The following is a 22,565-nucleotide window of genomic DNA, read 5'->3' on the forward strand; positions in this document are numbered from 1 at the left end:
CCGGCGCAAACCGCACCGTACCGACGGCCCCGTACGTGGTCAGAACCCCTGGGCCAGACGGTAGTAGGCCTGGTTCCAGCGGATCTCCTTGGTGAACCGGCGGATCTCGGTGTCGGCGTCGATGACCAGCAGCTCGACGCCGAGCATGTCCGCGAAGTCGGCCAGTTCCTCCGTGCCCACGGCCGCCGACAGCACGGTGTGGTGCGGCGCTCCGGCCGTCAGCCAGGCCTCGGCGGAGGTGCGCATGTCGGGGCGGGGCCGCCAGACGGCGCGGGCCACCGGCAGGTTGGGCAGCGGCTCGGCGGGGTTCACGACGTCGATCTCGTTGGCGACCAGCCGGAACCGCTCGCCCATGTCGGCCAGGCCGACCACCACGGCGGGGCCGGGCTGGGCGTCGAAGACGAGCCGGACCGGGTCCTCCCGGCCGCCGATGCTCAGCGGGTGGATCTCGCAGGAGGGGGTGCCGGAGGCGATGGTCGGGCAGACCTCCAGCATGTGCGCGCCGAGGATGAGCTCTTGGCCGGGCACCAGGTGGTAGGTGTAGTCCTCCATGAACGACGTCCCGCCGTCCAGCCCGGCGGACATCACCTTCAGCGTGCGCAGCAGCACCGAGGTCTTCCAGTCGCCCTCGCCGCCGAAGCCGTACCCGTCGGCCATCAGCCGCTGCACGGCCAGGCCGGGGAGCTGGCGCAGGCCGCCGAGGTCCTCGAAGTTCGTGGTGAACGCGCCGAAGCCGCCGGTCTCCAGGAAGCCGCGCAGGCCGAGCTCGATCCGGGCGGCGTAGCGCAGCGAGTCGTGCCGGTCCCCGCCGACGCGCAGCTCGGGCGCCACCGCGTAGGTGTCCTCGTACTCCTTGACGAGGGCGTCCACCTCGGCGTCCGAGGCGGCGTCGACGGCGGCCACCAGGTCGTTGACCCCGTAGGTGTTGACCGAGACCCCGAAGCGCAGCTGCGCCTCGACCTTGTCGCCCTCGGTGACGGCCACGTCGCGCATGTTGTCGCCGAACCGGGCCAGCTTCAGCGAGCCGACCTCGGCGCGCCCGGCCGCGGCGCGGGCCCACGCGCCGATCCGCGCCGCCACCGACGGGTCGCTCACGTGCCCGGCGACGGTCTTGCGGGGCACGCCGAGCCTGGACTGGATGTAACCGAACTCCCGGTCGCCGTGGGCGGCCTGGTTCAGGTTCATGAAGTCCATGTCGATGGAGGACCAGGGCAGTTCCAGGTTCGCCTGGGTGTGCAGGTGCAGCAGCGGGGTGCGCAGCGCGTCGAGGCCGGCGATCCACATCTTGGCCGGGGAGAAGGTGTGCATCCACGCGATCACTCCGACGCACGCGTCCGAGGCGTTCGCCTCCAGGCAGACCCTCCGGATCGCCGCGGCGTCGGTGAGCACCGGCTTCCACACCACGGGGAACGGCAGCGCCCCGTTCAGTTCCTCGGCGATCCGCCGGGACTGCTCGGCCACCTGGCGAAGCGTGTCCTCGCCGTACAGTCCCTGGCTCCCGGTCAGGAACCAGATCTCGCGCTCTTGACGGGTCACCGGGAACTCCTCTGTCCGTAGACGTTCTGGTAGCGGTCGTACAGGCTGTCGATGTCGGCCTGCGCGATGGGCAGCGGCGTGCCGAGCTGCCGGGAGATGTGCACCGTACGGGCGACGTCCTCGCACATCACGGCGGCCTTGACCGCCGCCTTGGCGGAGGCGCCGATGCTGAAGACACCGTGGTTCTGCATCAGGACCGCCGGGGACCGGTGACCCTCCAGGGTCGCGACGATGCCCTTGCCGATGTCGTCGCCGCCGATCAGCGCGAACGGCCCGACCGGGATCTCGCCGCCGAACTCGTCGGCCATGGCGGTGAGCACGCAGGGGATCGCCTCGCCGCGCGCCGCCCAGGCCGAGGCGTAGGTGGAGTGGGTGTGCACGACGCCGCCGACGTGCGGCATGGCCCGGTAGACGTAGGCGTGGGCGGCGGTGTCGCTGGAGGGGGCGTAGTCGCCCTCGACCAGGTTGCCGTCCAGGTCGCACACGACGATCGACTCGGGGGTCAGGTCGTCGTAGGAGACGCCGCTCGGCTTGATCACGAACAGGTCCTCGCCCGGTACCCGGCCCGAGACGTTGCCCGCGGTCCAGGCGACGAGGTCGTAGCGGACCAGCTCGGCGTGGAGCGCGCAGACGGTCTCCTTCAGTTCCCGCACACGAGAGTTCATGCGGTCACCTCGTTCCGCAGGGCACGCAGGCGGTGCAGAACGTCGTTGCCATCGGGGTGCTCTCCTCGTCCGAAGTGGTCGTGCAGGCGGCGGTACTCGGCGTACAGCCGGTCGTAGGCGTCGGCGCGCCCGGCGTCGGGCACGTAGGCGGCCTCGGTGCGCTTGCCCATGGCCGCGGCGGCCTCCCCGATGCCCGGGTAGGCCCCGGCGGCGACGGCCGCGTGGATCGCCGAGCCGAGCGCCGGGCCCTGGTCGGAGCCGATCACCGAGATGGGGCGGCGCAGCACGTCGGCGTAGACCTGCATGAGGAAGCGGTTCTTCAGCAGGCCGCCGGCGGCGACGAACTCCTCCACCCGCACCCCGGCGTCCTCGAACGTCTCGACGATCATCCGGGCGCCGAAGGCGGTGGCCTCGATGAGCGCCCGGTAGGTGTGCTCGGGCCGGGTGGCGAGGGTCTGGCCGACGATCACGGCGGACAGGTCGTGGTCGACCAGGACCGACCGGTTGCCGTTGTGCCAGTCGAGCGCGACCAGGCCGTGCTCGCCGACCTTCTGCGCGGCGGCCAGCTCGGTGAGGTGCTCGTGCACGCTGCGGCCGAGCCGCGCGGCCTCGCGCTCGTAGGAGGCCGGCACGCAGGTGTCGACGAACCAGCCGAAGATGTCGCCGACGCCGGACTGGCCGGCCTCGTAGCCCCACAGTCCCGGCACGATGCCGTCGCGTACCACGCCGCACATGCCCGGCACCTCGGCGAGGGCGTCGGAGGACATGACGTGGCAGGTGGAGGTGCCCATGATGGCGACCATCTGGCCGGGCCGCACGGCGTCGGCGGCGGCCGCGGTGACGTGGGCGTCGACGTTGCCGACCGCGATCGCGATGCCCTCGGGGAGCTTGGTCCACTCGGCGGCCTCGGCCGTCAGGCGGCCCGCCAGGCCGCCGAGTGGAGCCAGTTCCCGGCCGAGCTTGCCGGTGAAACCGGCGAAGGCGGGATTGAGCTCGGCCAGGAAGTCATCGGAGGGGTAGGCGCCGTCCTGGTGGATGCCCTTGTATCCGGCGGTGCAGGTGTTGCGGGTCTCCACGCCGGTGAGCTGCCAGATGATCCAGTCGGCGGCCTCGATCCAGCGCTCGGCGCGGCCGTAGACCTCCGGGTCCTCCTCCAGCACCTGCAGTCCCTTGGCGAACTGCCACTCGGAGGAGATCTTCCCGCCGTAGCGCGGGAGCCAGCTCTCGCCCCGCCGTCCGGCCAGGGCGTTGATCCGGTCGGCGTGCGGCTGCGCGGAGTGGTGCTTCCAGAGCTTGGGCCAGGCGTGGGGCCGGTCCGCCAGTCCCTCGACCTCGCACAGGGGCGTGCCGTCGGCGGTGGCGGGCAGCACGGTGCAGGCGGTGAAGTCGGTGCCCAGGCCGATGACCTGCGACGGGGAGACGCCGGAGGCGGCCACCGCCTCGGGCACCGCGGTGCGCAGCACCTCGCGCCAGTCCTGCGGTGACTGCAGCGCCCAGTCGGGTCCCAGTTTCACGTCGGTGCCGGGCAGCCGGTCCTCGATCACGCGGTTGGCGTACTCGTGTACGGCGCTGCCGACCTCGGCGCCGTCGGAGACGCGGACCACGACGGCGCGGCCCGACAGTGTGCCGAAGTCGACGCCGATCACATAGTGATCGTTGTTAGCGTTCACATTCTTCCCCGAATCAGAAGAGACATAGCGGACGACTCCAATTCCGGCGTCAGGACCGCCGCACCGAGATCAGGCGCTGCAGCAGGATGAAGACGAACAGCAGCAGACCGATGAAGATCCTGGTCCACCAGGGGCTGAGGGTCCCCTCGAAGCTGATGATCGTCTGGATCAGGCCGAGGACGAGCACGCCGAGCACGGTCCCGAGCAGATAGCCCGACCCGCCGGTGAGCAAAGTGCCCCCGATGACGACCGCCGCGATCGCGTCCAGCTCCATGCCGAGCGCGTTGAGGCCGTACCCGGAGAGCGTGTAGAGCGAGAACAGCACGCCGCCGAGCGCGGAGCAGAAGCCACTGATCGTGTAGACGGCGATCTTCGTCCGGGCCACGGGCAGGCCCATGAGAAGCGCCGACTGCTCGCTGCCCCCGATGGCATAGACATTCCGTCCCAACCGGGTGTAATGCAGCATATACGCCGCAAAGAGGACTACCGCCAGGGCGATGACGACGCCCACCGAGAGGTGCATCTCGCCGGGCAGGCTGATCTGCGTCTGGGCGACGGCGGTGTAGGTCTCCTCGGTGATCGGGATCGAGTCGGTACCGATGACGTAGCACAGGCCGCGGGCCAGGAACATGCCCGCCAGCGTGACGATGAACGGCTGGATGTCGAAGTAGTGGATCACGCAGCCCATCGCGAGGCCGAGCGCCGAGCCGATGAGCAGCACCAGCGGGACCGTCGCCAGCGGTGACCAGCCGTGGTCCGTCATGAGGGTCGCCGTGACCATCGTGGAGAGCGCGACCACCGCACCGACCGACAGGTCGATGCCCCCGGTGAGGATCACGAAGGTCATGCCGACCGCCAGGACGAGCAGGAAGGCGTTGTCGATGAAGACGTTGAGTACGATCTGGCCGGAGGCGAACGCCTCGTAGCGCAGGCCGCCGACCGTGAACATGGCCACCAGCAGGCCCGCCGTCACCAGGACGGGGAGGTAGCGCTGCCGGCCGCGCAGCACCGCGGAACGGCCGGCGGTCAGGACGTCCGAGCTCATGCCGGCACCTTCACCTTCGGGTCGGCGCTCGCCGGTGCCGACTGGGGACGGCGCCGGCGGCGGTTGAGGACCTTCTCACGGAAGGCGGGGGACTGCAGCAGGCACACCGCGACCACGACGAGCGCCTTGAACAGCAGCGTCGTCTCCGGCGGGATGCCGATGGTGTAGATCGTGGTGGTCAGCGTCTGGATGACGAGCGCGCCGAGCACCGTGCCGCCGAGGGAGAACCGGCCGCCCGCCAGGGACGTGCCGCCGATCACGACGGCCAGGATGGCGTCGAGCTCGATCCAGAGCCCGGCGTTGTTGCCGTCGGCGCTGGAGACGTTCGAGCTGATCATCAGTCCCGCGATGCCCGCGCAGAGCGCGCAGAAGGCGTAGACCGTCACGATCAGCCCGCGCGAGCGGATGCCGGCCAGCCGGCTCGCCGTCGCGTTGCCGCCGACCGACTCCAGGAGCAGCCCCAGGGCCATCCTCCGGGTCAGGAACGCGGTGATCGCGAGCACGGCCGCCACGATCAGCACGCCGAACGGCAGGGTGAGCCAGTAGCCGCCGCCGATGAGCTTGTAGGGTGCGCTGTTGACGGTGAGGATCTGCCCGTCGGTGATCAGCTGGGCGAGGCCGCGCCCCGCCACCATGAGGATGAGCGTGGCGATGATCGGCTGGATGCCGATCCCGGCGACCAGGATCCCGTTGCACAGCCCCAGGAACAGTGCGAGCCCCAGGGCGATGCCGACGGCCGTGAGCACTCCGGCCGTGCTCTGCTGGTCGTCCAGGCCGGTGATCCACAGGCAGGCCAGTGCCCCGGAGATCGCCACCACCGAGCCGACCGACAGGTCGATCCCGCCGGTGGCGATGACGAGGGTCATGCCGGTCGCGACGAGGATCAGCGGCGCGCCGAACCGGGCGATGTCGATCAGGCTGCCGTAGAGGTGGCCGTCCTTCAGCTCGACGGACAGGAAGCCGGGCGTGAAGAACACGTTGGCCGCCAGCAGCAGGACGAGCACGGCCGCCGGCCAGAAGAGCCGGTGCCGGATCACGGCGGCGGCGTTCATGAGCGGCCTCCGCTCGCGATGGTCTCCATGAGGACTCCGGTGGTCAGGTGGTCGTCGTTGGGCAGCTCGGCCACCAGCCGCCGGTCCCGCAGGACCCCGACCTTGTGGCTGAGCCGGAGCACCTCCTCCAGCTCGGCGGAGATGAACAGCACCGCCATGCCGCCGTCGGACAGCTCCACGACCAGGCGCTGGATCTCGGCCTTGGCGCCGACGTCGATGCCCCGGGTGGGCTCGTCGAGGATGAGCAGCTTCGGCTCGACGATCAGCCAGCGGGCCAGCAGCACCTTCTGCTGGTTGCCGCCGCTGAGGTTCTTCACCGGGCGGTCGGGGTCGGCCGGCCTGATCTTCAGCGCGTCGATGTACTTGTCGACGAGCTCGTCCTGGGTGCGGCGCGGGATCGGCCGCGCCCACCCGCGGGCGGCCTGCAGGGCCAGGATGATGTTCTCCCGGACGCTCAGGTCGGGGATCAGGCCCTCGGCGCGGCGGTTCTCCGAGCAGAAGGCGATCCCGTGGTTCGTGGCGGCGCGGGGCGTGCGCAGCGTCACGGGCGTGCCGCCGACGGACAGCTCGCCGGTGGTGGCGTGGTCGGCGCCGAACAGCAGGCGCGCGATCTCGGTACGGCCGGAGCCGAGCAGCCCGGCCAGGCCGACCACCTCCCCCTCGTGGATGGTGAGGGTGAACGGCTCGACGGAGCCGGGGCGGCCCAGCGACCTCGCCTCGGCGAAGGGGCGTGAGCGCTCGGCGGCGGCGATGTCCTTGGGGGCGTTCTCGAGCGTCTCGAGGTCCTTCAGTTCCTTGCCGATCATCTTGCCGACCAGCTCGACCTGGCCGAGCTCGCTGGTGAGGTACTCCCCCACCAGCCTGCCGTCGCGCAGGATCGTCATCCGGTCGGCGATCTCGTAGATCTGGTCGAGGAAGTGGGAGACGAACAGGATCGCGATGCCCTCGGCCTTGAGCCGGCGCATCACCCGGAACAGCTGCTCGACCTCGCCCGCGTCGAGGCTGGAGGTCGGCTCGTCCAGGATCAGGACCCGGGCGGAGACGTCGACGGCGCGGGCGATGGCGACCATCTGCTGGACGGCCAGGGAGCAGGAGGACAGCGGGGCCGACACGTCGACGTCGAGCTCCAGCCGGGCCAGCAGCCCGGCGGCGCGGCGCCGTACCTCCTTCCACCGGATCCGGCCCAGGCGGCGCGGCTCGCGGCCGATGAGGATGTTCTCCGCGACCGAGAGGTTCGGGCAGAGGTTGACCTCCTGGTAGACCGTGCTGATGCCGGCCTGCTGCGCCGCCAGGGGGCCGCTGAAGGACACCGGCGCGCCGTCCAGCGTGATCTCGCCGCCGTCGACGGCGTGGACTCCGGTGAGGACCTTGATGAGGGTCGACTTGCCGGCGCCGTTCTCCCCCATCAGGGCGTGCACCTCGCCCGGCAGGAGCCGGAAGTCGACGTCGCTCAGGGCCCTGACCCCGGGGAACTCTTTACAGATCCCGCGCATCCGCAGGATCGGGGCGGGTGCGTCGTCCATGCGGCGTCCCTCTCCTCTTCGTCTGGTCCTCTGGTCCGCGGATTTCCCGGTCCACCGGGTTCACGTGGCCCGCCGTACCGCCCGCCGGCCCGGCTCTCACCGGGCCGGCGGGTTCCCGTGGCGGGCCGCTCCGGAGTGCGAGCCCGGAGCGACCCGGCCGATCAGTACTGGCGGGTGGGCAGGGCTTGCTTCGCCTGCTCCTGGGTGAAGGTGGTCTCCTCGGTCACCACGCGGGTGGGCACCTGCTCGCCCGCGACGACCTTCTTGGCCAGGTCCATCAGCTGCGGGCCGAGCAGCGGGCTGCACTCGACGATGTAGTTGATCTTTCCGTCGGCCAGCGCCTGCATGCCGTCCTTGACCGCGTCGACCGTGATGATCTTGATGTCCTTGCCCGGGACCTTGCCCGCGCCCTCGATCGCCTCGATCGCGCCCAGGCCCATGTCATCGTTGTGCGCGTAGAGCACGTCGATGTCCGGGTTGGACTTCAGGAAGGCCTCCATGACCTCCTTGCCCTTGGCCCGGGTGAAGTCGCCGGTCTGCGAGGCGATCACCTTGAACTTGGCGTCGGCCCCGATGACCTCGGCGAAACCGGCCTTGCGGTCGTTGGCGGGGGCGGAGCCGGTGGTGCCCTGCAGCTCGACGATGTTCACCGTCTCGGTGGAGTCCTTGTACTCCTCCACCAGCCACTTGCCGGCCTTCCTGCCCTCCTCGACGAAGTCGGAGCCGAGGAAGGTCTTGTAGAGGCTGGTGTCCGCCGAGTCGACGGCCCGGTCGGTGAGGATCACCGGGATCTTGGCGTTCTTGGCCTCCTTGAGCACGGTGTCCCAGCCGGACTCGACGACCGGGGAGAAGGCGATGACGTCCACCTTCTGCTGGATGAAGGAGCGGATCGCCTTGATCTGGTTCTCCTGCTTCTGCTGCGCGTCGGAGAACTTCAGCTCGATCCCGGCGGTCTTGGCCGACTCCTGGACGGACTTGGTGTTGGCGGTGCGCCAGCCGCTCTCCGCGCCGACCTGGGAGAAGCCCATGGTGATCTTGTCGTCACCGCCGCCCGATCCCGGCTGCGACGCCGACGTCGTCCCGCCGCTCCCGCAGCCGGCCATCGTCATCACGGTGGCGCCGACCAGCAGCAGCGCCGACATCCTCTTGAACACGGTGGGGGGTCCTTTCCTTATGTGAGCGCTAACACCGCTGCGTTGACGGCCGCGCCCTGCTTTCTCCGTACGGCCCTGCGGACCGTGGTTGTGCGGCTTGCGCCGCCACGTCGTGCGGCGTGCGTGCCGCGCGGTTCCCGGTACGGCCTAGCGCCGGACCGGTGCCGTGCTGGCCCTGACCTTGAACAGTGGCGGGACCACCAGCCTCTCGTGCGGCAGGTCCTGCCCCGCCTCGATCTGCCGGAGCAGGATCTCGATGCTGTTGCGGCCCACCGCCCCGAAGTCCTGGCGGACCGTGGTGAGCGGCGGGGAGAAGAACTCCGACTCGGGCACGTCGTCGAAGCCGACGACGCTGACCCGCCCGGGCACCTCGACGCCCGCCTCGGCGAACGCCCGCAGCACCCCCAGAGCCATCTGGTCGTTGGCCACGAACACCGCCGTGACCTCCTCCATCCGGGCGAGCTTCTGACCCGCCTGGTAGCCGGAGCGCGGGCTCCAGTCACCGGGCAGGATCTCGGGGACCGGCCTGCCGCCGGCGATCAGAACCCCGCGCCAGCCCGCGATGCGGCCCTCGGCCTCCAGCCAGTCCGACGGGCCGCTGACGTGCCAGACGGTCTCGTGCCCCAGGCCGATCAGGTGCTCGGTGGCCAGTCTGGCCCCCTCGACCTGGTCGACGCTGACCACGGAGACGTCTCCGGCGTGGTCGCCCTCGACGGCCACCATGGGCACGCCCGCCGGCAGGTCGGCCAGCGCGCGGGCCGCCGACCGCTGCGGGGCGACCACGACGATGCCGTCGACGCCCTGCTCGGCCAGGTACTCCAGCGCGTCGTGCACCCCGGCCCGGTCGATGGTGCGCAGGCTGACGATGCTGACGAAGTATCCGGCGTCCCTGGCGGCCTGCTCGATCCCGTAGACCGTGCTGGCCGGGCCGTACAGCGTGGTGTCGAAACTCACCACGCCGAGTGTGCGAGAGTGGCGGGTGACGAGGGCGCGAGCGACCAGATTGCGGCGGTAGCCGAGCTGGTCGATCGCCGCCAGGACCCGGGTGCGGGTCTCGGCGCGGACGTTGGGGTGGTCGTTGAGCACACGGGAGACCGTCTGGTGTGACACTCCGGCCACCTTGGCCACGTCGGCCATCACCGGAGAGCGACGCCCTCGGCTGATAGAGCTCACCGGTGCCCCTTTCCTCGTCTGAGGAGACTGTGAGCGTTAACATCCCCCAGCGTCAAGAGGCTCGTTCATTACAGTGCGGTTACGGGCCCCTGTCCTGGCCATCTGCCCACAACCCGCCAGAAGCATAGGTTTCCAACGGCTCCCAGGGCTTCTTGGACATTTGCACTCTTTCGCCCAGTTAACCTCGATGTCACGTTGGTGTTACGAGCCTTGACATGCATCCTGCCCCCGCATTTGATAGCGCTCACATCCCAACGAAGCCGAGCACAAGAGTTTGTTAATGATGTTGTTAGCGCTAACAAGAGAGGGCCCGGGTCGGACCGCCGGACCGCAGCCCGCTCCGAGGCGCCGGCGGCATCACACCTCCCCGGAAGCAATACGGGCGGCTTCCGGGCCCGCCGACCACAGGCAAGGACGAGGCCGGCACCACACCTCCAGATCGACACCGCTTCACATGAAGGGCAAGACATGAAGCTCTCCAAGCTGGCGCTCGTGCCCGCAGGACTGACCCTCGCCATGGTGATGACCGCCTGCGGCTCGGCCACCAAGACCGTCGACCAGGCGCAGAGCACGAGTGGATCCTCGGCCGGCGCCCTGGTGGGCGTCACCATGCCGACCAAGTCCTCCGAGCGCTGGATCCACGACGGCGAGAACGTCAAGAGCTCCCTTGAGAAGCTCGGCTACAAGGTCGACCTGCAGTACGCGGAGAACGACATCCCCACCCAGGTCAACCAGATCGAGAACCAGATCACCAAGGGCGCCAAGGTCCTGATCGTCGCCTCGATCGACGGCACCGCGATCACCACCCAGCTCCAGCAGGCGGCCGACAAGAAGATCCCGGTGATCGCCTACGACCGCCTCATCCGCAACAGCCCGAACGTCGACTACTACGCCACCTTCGACAACTACAAGGTGGGCGTGCAGCAGGCGACCTCGCTGCTGGTGGGCCTCGGCCTGAAGAAGCAGGACGGCTCCGAGGGCGACGCCAAGGGCCCGTTCAACATCGAGATCTTCGCCGGCTCCCCCGACGACAACAACGCGACGTTCTTCTACAACGGCGCGATGGACACCCTCAAGCCCTACATCGACAAGGGCACCCTGGTCGTCAAGAGCGGTGAGACCGACTTCAAGACCGTCGCCATCCTCCGCTGGGACCCGGCCACCGCGCAGAAGCGCATGGAGGACCTGATCACCAAGGCCTACTCCGACGCCGAGATCCAGGGTGTGCTCTCGCCGTACGACGGCCTGTCCATCGGCATCCTGTCGGCCCTCAAGAGCAGCGGGTACGGCACCGCCGACCAGCCCTACCCGGTCGTGACCGGCCAGGACGCCGAAGTCGCCTCGGTCAAGTCGATCATCGCCGGCGAGCAGTACGCCACGATCTACAAGGACACCCGCAAGCTGGCCGACGTGACCGTCAAGATGGCCGACGCCCTGCTCAAGGGCGCCAAGCCCGAGGTGAACAACACCACCGACTACGACAACGGCAACAAGGTCGTCCCGTCCTACCTGCTCGAGCCGGTGATCGTCTACAAGGACAACTACAAGCAGGCCCTCGTCGACACCGGTTACTACACCGAGGACCAGCTCAAGTAGCCGACCGGCACCCGTGGACGGGTCCCCGGCCGGCACCGGCCGGGGACCCGTACCGGTGAGAAGAGCGACGCGGAGACGGACGACGCGATGACCGACCACATACTTCAGATGCGCGGGATCACCAAGACCTTCCCGGGCGTCAAGGCCCTCCAGGACGTCAACCTCGCGGTCCGGAGAGGCGAGATACACGCGATCTGCGGGGAGAACGGCGCCGGCAAGTCGACCCTGATGAAGGTCCTGTCCGGCGTCTACCCCCACGGGACCTACGAGGGCGAGATCCGCTTCGACGGGGAGCTGTGCCGGTTCTCCGGCATCAAGGACAGCGAGCGGCACGGCATCGTCATCATCCACCAGGAGCTCGCGCTGAGCCCCTACCTGTCGATCGCCGAGAACATCTTCCTCGGCAACGAGCGCACCAGCCGCGGGCTGATCGACTGGAACCGCACCAACGCCGAGGCCGCCGAGCTCCTGGAGCGGGTCGGGCTGCGCGAGAACCCGGTGACGGCCGTGATGGACATCGGGGTCGGCAAGCAGCAGCTGGTCGAGATCGCCAAGGCCCTGTCCAAGAGGGTCCGCCTGCTCATCCTCGACGAGCCGACCGCCGCGCTCAACGACGAGGACTCGGCGCACCTGCTCAGCCTCCTGCGGGAGCTCCGTGACGAGGGCATCACCTCGGTGATCATCTCGCACAAGCTCAACGAGATCGCGGCCATCGCCGACTCCACGACGATCATCCGGGACGGCCGGACGATCGAGACCCTCGACATGAGGGCCGACCAGGTCACCGAGGACCGGATCATCGCCGGCATGGTCGGGCGCTCCCTGGAGAACCGCTACCCGCCGCACGAGCCGAAGATCGGCGAGGAGGTGCTGCGGATCGAGGACTGGACGGTGCACAGTCCCGTCCAGCACGACCGCGCCGTCGTCTCCGGCGCCGGCCTGACGCTGCGCCGCGGCGAGATCGTCGGCCTGGCCGGCCTGATGGGCGCCGGCCGCACCGAGCTGGCGATGAGCCTGTTCGGCCGGAGCTACGGGGTGAACATCTCCGGGCGCGTGTACAAGGACGGCCGGGAGATCCGGATCGGCTCGGTCCGCGAGGCGATCTCCCACGGCATCGCCTACGCCACCGAGGACCGCAAGCGGTACGGGCTCAACCTCATCGAGGACATCAAGCGCAACGTCTCGGCCGCGGCGCTGAAGAAGCTCGCCAGACACGGCTGGATCAACGGCAACGAGGAGCACCGGGTCGCCGACGGCTACCGGGCCGGCATGAACATCAAGGCTCCGAGCGTCTCGGCGATCACCGGGCAGCTCAGCGGCGGCAACCAGCAGAAGGTCGTGCTCTCGAAGTGGATCTTCACCGACCCCGACGTGCTGATCCTCGACGAGCCCACCCGCGGCATCGACGTGGGCGCAAAATACGAGATCTACACCATCATCAACCAGCTGGCCGACCAGGGGAAGGCCATCCTGGTGATCTCCTCGGAGCTCCCCGAGCTGCTCGGTCTCTGCGACCGCATCTACGCCATGTCGGCCGGGCGGATCACCGGTGAGCTGCCACGGGCCGAGGCCACCCAGGAACGGCTCATGCAATTCATGACGAGGGAAAAGGAATAACGGCCATGACGAGCGTCGAGAAGGCCTCGGTTGAAACCCTGTCGGGCGGCGGTGCTCCCCCGCCTCCCGCCGCGAAGGCGTCCGGCGGCCGTTTCTCCGTCAACCTGCGGCAGAGCGGCATCTACATCGCCTTCGGCCTGATCATCCTCCTGTTCTCCATCCTGACCGACGGTGAGCTGCTCAGCCCGCAGAACATCTCGAACATCATGGTGCAGAACTCCTACATCCTGGTCCTCGCGATCGGCATGATCCTGATCATCATCGCCGGTCACATCGACCTGTCCGTAGGGTCGGTGGTCGCGCTCAGCGGCGCGATCGCGGCGGTGCTGATGGTCGAGATGGACGTCGCGTGGCCGCTGGCCCTGCTCATCACCCTCGTCGCCGGCGCGCTGATCGGAGCCTGGCAGGGCTACTGGGTCGCCTACTTCGGCATCCCCGCGTTCATCGTCACCCTCGCCGGAATGCTGATCTTCCGGGCACTGACCCTCACCGTGCTCGGCAACCAGGGCATCGGCCCCTTCCCCGACGAGGTCCGCACCCTCTCCAACGGCTTCGTCGAGGGTTACCTGGGCAACATCGGCCTGGGCCCGCTCGGCGGCGCCGACCTGATCACCCTCCTCGTCGGCCTCGGCGTCGTGGCCGCGATCGTCGTCTCCCAGTGGCGCGCCCGCCAGGGACGCATCGGCTACCGGCAGTCGGTCGACGCGCTGCCCCTGTTCGCCCTCAAGATGGCCGGCGCCTCCGCCGCGGTGCTGGTGGTGATCGTGCAGCTGGCCCGGTTCAAGAACCTCCCCTGGGTCCTGGTGCTGCTGGCCTTCCTCGTCGTGGGCTACACCCTGGTCACCAACCGCGCCGTCTTCGGCCGGCACATCTACGCCATCGGCGGCAACCTGCACGCCGCCCGCCTGTCGGGCATCAACGTCAAGTCCGTCACCTTCTGGCTCTTCGTGAACATGGGCGTGCTCTCGGCGGTGGCCGGGATCATCTTCGCCGGGCGTCTCAACCAGGCCGGTCCCACGGCCGGCAACAGCTTCGAGCTCGACGCCATCGCGGCGGCGTTCATCGGCGGCGCCGCCGTCCAGGGCGGTGTCGGCAAGGTGGTCGGCGCGATCACCGGCGGCCTCATCATGGCCGTGATCAACAACGGCATGTCCCTCATCGGCGCGCCGAGCGAGCGGGTGATGCTCTTCAAGGGCCTCGTCCTGCTGGCCGCCGTCGCCCTCGACGTCTGGGCCAAGCGCCGCGCCGGCGCCTCCGCCGGCTGACGGCGCCGGGCACGACGCGAGGCCGGGTGAGAAAGGACTTCCGGCCCTCCACACGAGGCCCCCGCTGGGGTGAGATGGGATCGGGTAACCCCATGACGTTTTCGAGGAGGAGACGACGCGCGTGAGGGGCGCGAGACCGTGGCCCCTCACGCCACCGCGTCTCGGATGGGACGGCAACGATGCTGGTACGCGATGTCATGAGCACCCCGGCCGTCACGGTCTCTCCCGACGACCCGGTACGGGAGGCCGTCCGGGTCCTGTACTCCCACAACATCACCGCCGCCCCCGTGGTGGACGACTCGGGCACCCTCGTCGGGATCGTCAGCGAGATGGACCTGCTCCAGGGCGAGTTCCAGCCGGACCCCCGCGCCACGGTGCGGGCCGTACCCGACGCCTCGGGCCCGCCGCCGCACCTGGTGGAGGAGGTGATGACGCGCGAGGTGGTCACCGTCTCGCCCGTCACCGACGCCGTCCGGCTGGTCGGCCTGCTCGTCGCCAAGCGGGTCAAGAGCCTGCCGGTCGTGCAGCACGACCGGGTGGTCGGCATGGTCAGCCGCCGCGACCTGATGGCCATGCTGGCCCGGTCCGACGAGAAGCTCCGCAAGGACGTGCTCGCCGCGCTGCGCGAGCAGTACCCCTTCGGGCCCCGGTGGGAGGTGACCGTGCGTGACGGCGTCGCTGAACTGCGCGGGCACGCCGGCGTCCACCACGACCAGATCGCCGACCTGCTGGCGCGCACCGTCCCCGGGATCGTCCGGGTCCGGCACATCGCCGGGCACTGAGACCGTCACCGGCCCGCCCCGGGATCTCCCGGCCCGGCCGCCCTCACAGCAGCCCGGCCAGGAGCGCGGCGGCGCGCGCGGCCCCGTCGCCCGGGACGGGGCGGTAGTCGACCGGCCGGCCGGGGTCGGGCGGTCCGTCGGCGAGGGGGCCGCGCACCCGGTGGCCGCGCTCCGGCACGCGACGCTGCTGGGAGACCACGGCGCCGAGGCCCACCTGCTCGGCTGGCTGGCGGTGGTCAGCAGCAACCGGCTGCTGCTCGCCGACGCGCTCGCCTACGGCGAGCGGGCGCTGGCCGCGGCGCGGCTGTCCGGCGACGACCACGCCCGCGCCGCCGCCCTGGACGGGATGAAGACGGTCCGTGCCCACCTGGGCTGGGTTGCCCGGCTCCGGGGCCGCCACGACGACGCGGTCCGTTACGGCCGTCAATCGCTCGACCTGGACTCGCACGCCTGGTGGAGAGCCGCGGCCCTCGCCATGCACGCGACCACCCTGATCGAGATCGGGGAGACCCGGGAGGCCGCCGCGCTCCTGGAGCGCGGCCTGGAGGACTACGCGCCGCACGACACCCAGGCGTACCGGTTGCGCTGCCTGGGACCTGGCCGCCCGCTGCCGGGCGCGGATCTGACCCGTCGGGCGGGGCCCTCGGATCCCCGGGCGCTCCACGCCGCCGGATGGGACTGCGAGCCACCGGACCGGTCTCCGAGTCATCCCGCGGGGGTCTGAGTCCGGGGTCGTCCCCGGATATCGCCCAGCGCGACCGCGGCGCCGTCGGGCAGGTCGGCCACCCGCAGCAGCTCGCCGCTGGACACCCGCCAGGCCAGTAGCCGGGACGGCCCGCCCCGGCTGGCGAAGAGCACGGTGTCCTCGTCGTACCAGCCCAGCACCCGGCAGCACCCCTTCCAGCGGTCCGTCCCCGGCAGCACGAGGGCGGCGCTCTGCCGCCCGGTCGCGGCGTCGAGCACGACGATCGCCTCGGCCTCGACGATGCCGCCGTGACGCGGGCCGCCTGCGCCGAAGACGTCCCAGGCGATGCGTCCGCCGCGCAGCCAGCCCGGCCCCCAGCGCTCGCCGGTCCCCACGGTGAGCCGGGAACTCTCGCGGGCCAGCAGGTTTCCCGAGGCGTCCCAGCGGGTCAGCTCCGTCTTCGCGGGCTCCGTGGTCCGCGGCCGGTGAAGATCTGCGGCGTCGCTCAACCGGTGGACGTCCGTGCCCGGCTCGCCCCCGGCCACGGTTTCGAAGCCGGGGTACGGCTGCCGCTCGGCCCGCCCGGTCCGGCTGTCGACGAGGAACACCCTCTCCTCCTGCTCGACCACGAGGGTGACGCCGTCCGGACGCCAGGAGACGATCTCATTGAAACCGGGCAGCGGCCAGCGGCGGGAGGTCCCGTCGATCAGGTTGACCACCACGACCTCGTCCCGCTGCGGGAAGGCGGCCCGGCGGCCGTCGGGGCTGAGCGCGGTGTCGTCCAGGGGAAGCTGCTCGTTGCCGTCCTCGTCGGTCGGCGTGGTCAGTTTGACGCCGTCCAGCGCGCGGAGCCCGCCATCGTCGCCCAGAGCGAGCACCGGGCCGGGACCACCCTCGCCGCTCCACTGGAGCAACGCCAGCGCCCGCGTCATCGGCGCGGCCGACAGCGAGACGGCGCCGTGCGTCGAGAGCCGCTCCGGCAGCGCGGTCTCCAGCCGGGGCAGCCGTCCCTCCTCGGCCCGCTCGACACCGATCCTGATGCCCGGGGCCGTCTCTCTCGCGATCGCCACGTCCGGTTGCGGCGTGGCGGCCACCCCCGGTGCGCCGGGTGCGGCGCCCGGCCCGGTCGGCCGGGGCCAGATCGCCACTGCCACCAGCAGTACCACCGCGACCGGGAGCACCGCCCAGGTCGCCCGTCGCGGGCTCCGGAGGCTCCGCAGCGCTCCACCGCTGTCGAGAACCTCAGCGTCCCGCACCCCACCGCCGAGCGCCTCGCTTTCGCACACCTCACCGCCGTCCGCCTCATCGCCGTGCATCCCACCGCCGAGCGCCTCCCGACCGTCCACCGCCCCGCCTTCCTGTCCGAGGAATGGTCCACCAGCCTGTCCTCAGGGGTGGTCCATCAGCCGTACCGGCGGGCGCGGGGAAAGGTTCCCGGTCTCTGAGCGGTTTCCGCCCCTGATCGCTGCCGGGGCGTCTGGCCGGGCGGCCTCATCGGGAGAGAGGAGTCACAGGACGCCCCTCAGCCGGGACCAGCTCCTGCCGTCCCCCCAGATCGAGAACGGGTCCACGTAGGGCCGCAGCAGGCCGGTGAGTTCCGCGTCGCCCCGGCCGTTGAGCTCGTCGGACGCCAGCTTCCGCGCCGCCCCGGCGAGGACGTCGGCGACCTGGACACGTGGGTCCGAGCGGGAGTCGACGAGCGTCAGGCCCGCCAACCGGCCCCCCGGCGGGCGGTGGACGAGAGCCGGGCACGGCGTGTCGAGCATCCTCCCGAGCTGTGTGACGCGTTCCTCCGTCAGCGTGGTCTGCATGTCGTGGACGATCGAGACGGGGCGTCCGCCGCCACCCCAGTGGACGACGGTCTGCACGATGGAGGGGACCAGGGGGTCCAGCGCCGGCACGAGACCCCGGCCGTCGAGAAGACGCTCCCGGAAGGACTCCGCCCGGGATCTCCTCGCCCAGAGCGTCTCCACGACCTCACCGGCCCGGCCCCGCGCACCGGCTCCGCGCAGGACCCCGACGATCCCGGCGAACGCGTCGGCGGCCGCCCGCGCCTCCGGGCGGCCCCCGGCGCGGATCAGGTCGTTGAACGACTCCAGGAACGCCTCCCAGCGTTCGCGGCCGAAGGCGGCCGGGCCCTCGCGGTACAGGGCGACGGCCATGGCTCCGGCCTCCTGAGTCCGGCACGTCCCCGAGCCCGCCGTACAGGTGACGTCTCCGGCGAGCAGGTCGGCGATCTTCCCCACCGCGAAGAAGGTCTTGTCGATCAGGTGGACGTGGGCTCTGCCGCGGATCGGTCCCGACGGCCCGAGCAGCCAGGCGAGGGCGGCCCGGTGTTTCGCGCGGAGCAGGATGTTCGCCTTGTACTCCGTCGCCGGGGAGGGCGCCCTGTCCCGTATCTCCCGCATGCAGTCCGCCGCCGCCTCGACCGTCATCCGGACGCCGGCATGGGCGAACACGTCGGTGTTCCCGCCGATGAGCTTCTCGCCCTCCGAACCGGACTCGTCACAGGCGATCTCCAGGACGGCGGGGACGCCCGCCGACGGGACCGGAGCGGAGGGCGGACTCCCGCCGTGTCCGTCCGCGCGCGCCCCGCAGAAGAACGCGGAATCCCCGAGCGTCGGCACATCCCCATCCAAGTGGGCTCCGGACGGCCGGTCCACCCGGTTTCCCGGCGACCCGACATACTTACCGGCGAGTAATGGATCATCGGAGGAGGGCGAGGACATGCGTTATCAGGACGGCCCGGCGGTGGAGCACGAGATCCACATCCGGGCGGAGCAGGAGCGGGTCTGGAGTCTGGTGACCGACATCGACGTGCCCGCCCGCTTCAGCCCCGAGCTGCGCGGTGTGCGGTGGCTCGGCCAGACCGACCGGCCGGCGGTGGACGCCTGCTTCGAGGGCCGCAACCGCAACGCGATCCTGGGCGAGTGGCGGACCGTCTCATACGTGACCGAGCTGGATCCCCCGCACACGTTCGCCTGGGCCGTGGTCGATCCCGACGGCCGGTTCGGCGGCGACGCCCCCGACCCGCGCGTCCCGATGGCCGTCTGGCGGTTCGGCCTCCGGCCCGGCGCCGGCGGCACCCTGCTGCGGCAGAGCGTCCGCCTCGGCCCGGCGCGCTCCGGGCTCAGCCTGGCCATCGACCGCATGCCGGACAAGGAGGAGTCCCTCGTCCGGCACCGGCTCGCCGACCTGCTCTCCGGGATCCAGGCCACTCTCCAGGGCATCAAGACCCTCGCCGAACAGTCGCGGTAGCCCGGCGGCGCCTGACCGGTACCGGCTCAGAAACCGATCAGCTCCGGTGCCCGTACGGCGGACCGGAACAGGTCGGCCAGAGCCGAGCGCAGCTGCCCGATCGTCTTGGGCGGCAGGTCGAGGCGGACCTCGAATACGGTCTCGGTCTCCAGCGCGTCGGCGGCCCCGGGGGTCAGCTCCAGCCGGAGCACCGCGCCGTTCAGCGTGACGGAGCGCACGCCCTCCCGGGCGCCGCGCAGGTCGTGGCGCCCCACCCAGTAGGCTTCCCGGTGGCAGCTCAGCATCAGGTGCCCGTGCTCGAGATCGTCGGCCTGCTCCGTCAGGTAGACCAGGTGCCCGCCGGGCTCCCGGCTCTCGCCGAAGTCCCGGGCGGTCATGGTCGTGGCCGGGAGGTAAGCCAGCTCCCCGGCGATCGGCAGCGGCCGGTGGTTCCCGGGACGGTGGCGCCACCGGTCGTAGTGATCGCCGTACGTGGTGGGCAGCCCGAAGGGCACGGCGGTCGGCAGCGCGGCCAGCAGCCAGCCGGGCGGGTCCTCGCGGGGGAACGCGGTCAGTTCCGCCAGCGCCGCCACCGGCGGCACGTCCTCGAACGGCGGTGCGGAGGAGTCGACGCGGCCGGTGTATCCCCTGCCGCCGGACGAGAACTCCAGCTCGCAGATGAACCAGGTGCCGCCGCCGGCCTGGTAGGACAGCTCGCGGAGCCGCTGGAACGGCTCGTCCATGCCCTGGGCGGCTATCTCGTGGTCGTCGCGGGTGACGGTGGTCAGCGCGTGCGCGCCGACCTGGGCGCGGCGGACGACGAGCCGCGCCCAGCCCGGCGCGGCGGCGGCGCGGGCGAGCTCACCGATCACCATCCGCAGTCCGTGGCCCTCGGCCTGTCGGGAGTGCCAGTCCCTGCTTCGCTCGGATCCCATGATCATCCTTCCTGGCCGGAGCCGCCGGTGTTGTCGGGGCCGCCCGTGTTCTCAGTGCCGCCGGTACCGGCGGTGAGCCGCTCATGCAGCCGGCGGATCTCGCGGAGCAACCCGCTGCTCCCCTTGCGGGCCGCCATGTCGCGCACCTCGGGGATCGCACCCCGCGCGCCGGACCACTCGGCGGCCGTGGCTGCGAGCATGACGAACCCGGCCAGTCCGTTGAGCGGGCGCCCGCCCGGCGCGGGCAGCAGCACGGGCAGCGCCGCGGCGGCGATCCGCCACACGTGCTCGTGGGCGCCCCGCCTGGCCGCCGCGTCGAGCGCGGCGATCATGTCGGTCATCCTGACCTCGCCGCTCGCCAGCAGGAGCCCGGCCTGACGGCCGATCTCGGCCGCGGGCAGCTCACCCCGCGCGGCGGCCTCCAGCAGCACCTCGACCGACCCCGGCAGGTGTGGGTCGCCCAGGTCGCGGGCCAGCACCGCCGCGAACGCCGCCCCGGCCGGCCCTTCGGCCCGGGCGAGGTCGCGGGACGGCTCCGGCCCGGCGGAGGGCCCGTTCCGGGAGCGCCGGATCACGTACGGCATGAGGTACGCGGCGGCGACCTCGCGGTGCGAGGGCAGCATCGAGGGCCACCATTCGCGGTGCCGCTCCTCGGCCCAGCGCCGGGGGACGCCGAGCACCAGGTCGACCAGCGGCAGGCCGGTGGGCGCGGCGGTGGCCGTGGGCACCGGGTGCACGCTGTGGTGGTGGCTCCGGTCATGCCAGTCGTGATCGCCGCCGGCGTTCGCACAGGTCCATTCCAGCTCGATCCCGGCCTCCGGGCAGGTCCACGCGGCGAGGATCCCGCCCGCCGGGGACGTCAGCCGGGCCGCCCGCCCCGCCGCCTCGGGATCCGGGGTGCGCGGCAGGCGCAGCAGCGCCTGCTGGAGGTCGGCGGCGAGCGGCTTGGCCCCGGCCGCCTCGACGGCCTCCAGCCGCTGGACCAGCTCGGCGGCCGCCACGTGTCCCGTGCTATGCGTCGGTGTGGCCAGCAGCAGCGGCGGGAGGGTGTCCTCCTCGACGGCCCGCAGGACCTCGGCCGCGCGGTGCACGAGGAGCAGGTCCGGGGCGGCCAGGTTCGTCTTCGGCATGAAGCGCCGCCAGGCGCTCCGGACGGGCGCGGTCGCGGTCAGGGCGCGGACAGCGCCCTCGAACCACTGGCCGGCCTCCTCCCATGCCTCCCGACGGTACTGCCAGTCGACCCACGAGTGGGGGCCGTCGAGCAGCCGGGGGCGCAGCGCCGCCGCCAGGCCCGCCCGGTCGCGGCCGGCGAGTGTGACGAGACCGGCCAGCAGCCGCTCCCATGATTGCCAGGATGACGTCTCCTCCGCCGCCAGCCGGGCGCACTCCTCGACGGACTGGATCGGAGGTTCGAGACTGCGGGAGCGCCCGGGTACGGCGGGCAGCGGCGGCGGTGTGAACACGGGTCCGGGCTCGGCCACCGTACCGCCCGTGAACACCGTGGCGGCCCGCTGCCCGAGGTGGGGCGGGAGCAGCTCGATCGCCTCGCGCACGGCGGCGCGCCCCTCCTCGCCTATGCCGCCCGAGTGACTGAGGGCCAGCTCGACGGCCTTCTCCAGGAGCTCGGCGGAGTCGGCGGCGAACGCGCGGGCCAGCGGCGCGGCGGCCGCGTCGGCCAACGCGGGTGTCCGTCGTACGGAACGGTCGAGCCAGGACAGCCCGGCGCGCACCAGCTTGCGCTCGGAACGGAACACCAGCGCCTCCCACGCCTCGGCGAGGTCGTCGGCGGTCAGGCCGTCACAGGCGCGCAGGAGCTTCATGGCCGACTCCGCGACCGGGCCGGGGGACGCGGGCAGCAGCTGCAGGTAGTCACGGATATGAGGGGCCGCCTCGGCGGGCGAGGGGTCCAGCGCCTCGTGCAGGCGAGTGAAGAACCGCAGGTCCACGGCCGTGCCACCGAGGAGGAAACGGCGCACGCAGCCTTCGATCAGCGCCTCACGGCGCACCCGGCCCGTCTCGGCCAGATTCAGCAGCGCGCCCAGCCAGCCCGCGTGCGGCTCACTCTCCCACTGGAGCACCCGGCCCACGCCCTCGGCCTCGAACAGGCGCGGCAACAGGTGATCGAGGAGCGGGTCGTCGCCGAGCCGGGACGGAGCGCGGCCCACCCAACCGGCCACCAGCGGATCGTGCGCCGGCGGCTCTGTGCCGGTCTCGCGGAGCAGCTCCAGGGCGAGCGCCATACCGCGGTCGTCGGGGACGCGTATCCGCAGTGCCAGCCGTTCGGCCAGGTCGGCGCGCCAGGCGGCGGGCCGGTCGGCGATCACCGCCAGGATGAGGTCCACGTCGTTGTCCGGGCCGGCCCACTGGGGCGCGAAGTCGCGCCGGTACAGCCAGGACGCCACGGCCGCCGCGCCGCCGAAGACGGCGGCGCCCGCCACCCGCAGCGCGATCCCGTAGCCGACCAGGTCGTCGTCCCACCGCTCGAACCGGCCGCGCAGTTCCTTCAGCAACTCCGGCAGCCGGGCGGCGACCTCCTTGCGGCCGTCGTCGTCCAGTGCCCTGACCCGCGCGGCGAGCCGGTCGGCCCGCCGCGTCTCGATCAGCTTCCTGATCTCGCCCCAGTGATCCAT

The 22,565-nt window shown here is 71.3% G+C and carries 19 protein-coding genes; 6 read left to right on the plus strand and 13 right to left on the minus strand.

What is annotated here, in order from left to right:
* Nucleotides 1–39: 39 nt before the first annotated feature.
* The 8 genes from araA to IEZ08_RS02860 all read right to left on the minus strand — a co-directional run bounded on the left by araA (nucleotide 40) and on the right by IEZ08_RS02860 (nucleotide 9,782).
* On the minus strand, nucleotides 40–1,536 hold the full coding sequence (gene araA / locus IEZ08_RS02825) for an L-arabinose isomerase (RefSeq protein ID WP_068922873.1): 1,497 nt from the start codon (nucleotides 1,534–1,536) through the stop codon (nucleotides 40–42).
* On the minus strand, nucleotides 1,533–2,201 hold the full coding sequence (locus IEZ08_RS02830; protein WP_068922872.1) for an L-ribulose-5-phosphate 4-epimerase: 669 nt from the start codon (nucleotides 2,199–2,201) through the stop codon (nucleotides 1,533–1,535). Before IEZ08_RS02830 ends, araA begins: the two co-directional genes overlap by 4 nt.
* Nucleotides 2,198–3,871, minus strand: coding sequence for a ribulokinase (gene araB, locus IEZ08_RS02835; protein ID WP_068922871.1), 1,674 nt, complete (start codon nucleotides 3,869–3,871; stop codon nucleotides 2,198–2,200). Before araB ends, IEZ08_RS02830 begins: the two co-directional genes overlap by 4 nt.
* Before the next feature lie 49 nt (nucleotides 3,872–3,920).
* Nucleotides 3,921–4,916: a galactofuranose ABC transporter, permease protein YjfF gene (gene yjfF / locus IEZ08_RS02840; RefSeq protein ID WP_189241592.1), complete on the minus strand. Its 996-nt coding sequence runs from the start codon at nucleotides 4,914–4,916 to the stop codon at nucleotides 3,921–3,923.
* Entirely contained in the window at nucleotides 4,913–5,968 is a 1,056-nt protein-coding gene (locus tag IEZ08_RS02845) for an ABC transporter permease (RefSeq protein WP_189241593.1), read from the minus strand. The genes yjfF and IEZ08_RS02845 overlap by 4 nt, the downstream gene beginning before the upstream one ends.
* Entirely contained in the window at nucleotides 5,965–7,491 is a 1,527-nt protein-coding gene (locus IEZ08_RS02850; protein ID WP_068922868.1) for a sugar ABC transporter ATP-binding protein, read from the minus strand. Before IEZ08_RS02850 ends, IEZ08_RS02845 begins: the two co-directional genes overlap by 4 nt.
* Before the next feature lie 161 nt (nucleotides 7,492–7,652).
* Nucleotides 7,653–8,645: an ABC transporter substrate-binding protein gene (locus IEZ08_RS02855; RefSeq protein WP_203863288.1), complete on the minus strand. Its 993-nt coding sequence runs from the start codon at nucleotides 8,643–8,645 to the stop codon at nucleotides 7,653–7,655.
* 147 nt (nucleotides 8,646–8,792) lie between these two features.
* Nucleotides 8,793–9,782, minus strand: coding sequence for a LacI family DNA-binding transcriptional regulator (locus tag IEZ08_RS02860; protein ID WP_068922867.1), 990 nt, complete (start codon nucleotides 9,780–9,782; stop codon nucleotides 8,793–8,795).
* A gap of 504 nt (nucleotides 9,783–10,286) precedes the next feature.
* Between IEZ08_RS02860 and chvE the strand changes: the two genes are divergently transcribed.
* The 4 genes from chvE to IEZ08_RS02880 all read left to right on the plus strand — a co-directional run bounded on the left by chvE (nucleotide 10,287) and on the right by IEZ08_RS02880 (nucleotide 15,078).
* On the plus strand, nucleotides 10,287–11,414 hold the full coding sequence (chvE, locus tag IEZ08_RS02865) for a multiple monosaccharide ABC transporter substrate-binding protein (protein WP_068922866.1): 1,128 nt from the start codon (nucleotides 10,287–10,289) through the stop codon (nucleotides 11,412–11,414).
* Nucleotides 11,415–11,501: 87 nt separating this feature from the next.
* Entirely contained in the window at nucleotides 11,502–13,031 is a 1,530-nt protein-coding gene (gene mmsA, locus IEZ08_RS02870) for a multiple monosaccharide ABC transporter ATP-binding protein (RefSeq protein WP_189241594.1), read from the plus strand.
* A gap of 5 nt (nucleotides 13,032–13,036) precedes the next feature.
* A complete protein-coding gene (gene mmsB / locus IEZ08_RS02875; protein WP_084779973.1) occupies nucleotides 13,037–14,296 on the plus strand; it encodes a multiple monosaccharide ABC transporter permease in 1,260 nt (419 codons plus the stop codon).
* 179 nt (nucleotides 14,297–14,475) lie between these two features.
* Nucleotides 14,476–15,078: a CBS domain-containing protein gene (locus IEZ08_RS02880; protein ID WP_068922864.1), complete on the plus strand. Its 603-nt coding sequence runs from the start codon at nucleotides 14,476–14,478 to the stop codon at nucleotides 15,076–15,078.
* 43 nt (nucleotides 15,079–15,121) lie between these two features.
* On the opposite strand, the gene IEZ08_RS40160 is transcribed toward IEZ08_RS02880, so the two are convergent.
* Nucleotides 15,122–15,256 carry a hypothetical protein gene (locus IEZ08_RS40160; protein WP_268249309.1) on the minus strand — a complete coding sequence of 45 codons (135 nt, stop codon included), beginning with the start codon at nucleotides 15,254–15,256 and terminating at the stop codon, nucleotides 15,122–15,124.
* Between IEZ08_RS40160 and IEZ08_RS02885 the strand changes: the two genes are divergently transcribed.
* Nucleotides 15,239–15,802, plus strand: coding sequence for a tetratricopeptide repeat protein (locus IEZ08_RS02885; RefSeq protein WP_068922863.1), 564 nt, complete (start codon nucleotides 15,239–15,241; stop codon nucleotides 15,800–15,802). The genes IEZ08_RS40160 and IEZ08_RS02885 overlap by 18 nt on opposite strands.
* On the opposite strand, the gene IEZ08_RS02890 is transcribed toward IEZ08_RS02885, so the two are convergent.
* Together IEZ08_RS02890 and IEZ08_RS02895 are read right to left on the minus strand one after the other, a co-directional pair.
* Nucleotides 15,784–17,109, minus strand: coding sequence for a TolB-like translocation protein (locus IEZ08_RS02890; protein WP_189241595.1), 1,326 nt, complete (start codon nucleotides 17,107–17,109; stop codon nucleotides 15,784–15,786). The genes IEZ08_RS02885 and IEZ08_RS02890 overlap by 19 nt on opposite strands.
* Nucleotides 17,110–17,271: 162 nt before the next feature.
* A complete protein-coding gene (locus tag IEZ08_RS02895) occupies nucleotides 17,272–18,390 on the minus strand; it encodes a DUF3800 domain-containing protein (protein WP_229802875.1) in 1,119 nt (372 codons plus the stop codon).
* Nucleotides 18,391–18,490: 100 nt separating this feature from the next.
* Between IEZ08_RS02895 and IEZ08_RS02900 the strand changes: the two genes are divergently transcribed.
* Nucleotides 18,491–19,021, plus strand: a complete 531-nt coding sequence (locus IEZ08_RS02900; RefSeq protein WP_189241596.1) for an SRPBCC family protein — start codon at nucleotides 18,491–18,493, stop codon at nucleotides 19,019–19,021.
* A 26-nt stretch (nucleotides 19,022–19,047) separates the two neighbouring features.
* Here the strand turns inward: IEZ08_RS02900 and IEZ08_RS02905 are convergent, their stop codons facing one another.
* On the minus strand, nucleotides 19,048–19,935 hold the full coding sequence (locus IEZ08_RS02905) for a hypothetical protein (protein ID WP_189241597.1): 888 nt from the start codon (nucleotides 19,933–19,935) through the stop codon (nucleotides 19,048–19,050).
* Between the two features lie 2 nt (nucleotides 19,936–19,937).
* Entirely contained in the window at nucleotides 19,938–22,565 is a 2,628-nt protein-coding gene (locus IEZ08_RS02910; protein WP_189241598.1) for a DUF7824 domain-containing protein, read from the minus strand.

It is taken from the genome of Planobispora rosea (assembly GCF_014648175.1).
GTDB lineage: Bacteria > Actinomycetota > Actinomycetes > Streptosporangiales > Streptosporangiaceae > Planobispora > Planobispora rosea.

Coding starts and splice junctions, on each gene's coding strand:
- IEZ08_RS02830 (WP_068922872.1), bottom strand. CDS start 2,201: ATGAACTCTCGTGTGCGGGAACTGAAGGAGACCGTCTGCGCGCTCCAC.
- yjfF (WP_189241592.1), bottom strand. CDS start 4,916: ATGAGCTCGGACGTCCTGACCGCCGGCCGTTCCGCGGTGCTGCGCGGC.
- IEZ08_RS02845 (WP_189241593.1), bottom strand. CDS start 5,968: ATGAACGCCGCCGCCGTGATCCGGCACCGGCTCTTCTGGCCGGCGGCC.
- IEZ08_RS02850 (WP_068922868.1), bottom strand. CDS start 7,491: ATGGACGACGCACCCGCCCCGATCCTGCGGATGCGCGGGATCTGTAAA.
- IEZ08_RS02860 (WP_068922867.1), bottom strand. CDS start 9,782: ATGGCCGACGTGGCCAAGGTGGCCGGAGTGTCACACCAGACGGTCTCC.
- chvE (WP_068922866.1), top strand. CDS start 10,287: ATGAAGCTCTCCAAGCTGGCGCTCGTGCCCGCAGGACTGACCCTCGCC.
- mmsA (WP_189241594.1), top strand. CDS start 11,502: ATGACCGACCACATACTTCAGATGCGCGGGATCACCAAGACCTTCCCG.
- mmsB (WP_084779973.1), top strand. CDS start 13,037: ATGACGAGCGTCGAGAAGGCCTCGGTTGAAACCCTGTCGGGCGGCGGT.
- IEZ08_RS02880 (WP_068922864.1), top strand. CDS start 14,476: ATGCTGGTACGCGATGTCATGAGCACCCCGGCCGTCACGGTCTCTCCC.
- IEZ08_RS02900 (WP_189241596.1), top strand. CDS start 18,491: ATGCGTTATCAGGACGGCCCGGCGGTGGAGCACGAGATCCACATCCGG.
- IEZ08_RS02905 (WP_189241597.1), bottom strand. CDS start 19,935: ATGGGATCCGAGCGAAGCAGGGACTGGCACTCCCGACAGGCCGAGGGC.
- IEZ08_RS02910 (WP_189241598.1), bottom strand. CDS start 22,565: ATGGATCACTGGGGCGAGATCAGGAAGCTGATCGAGACGCGGCGGGCC.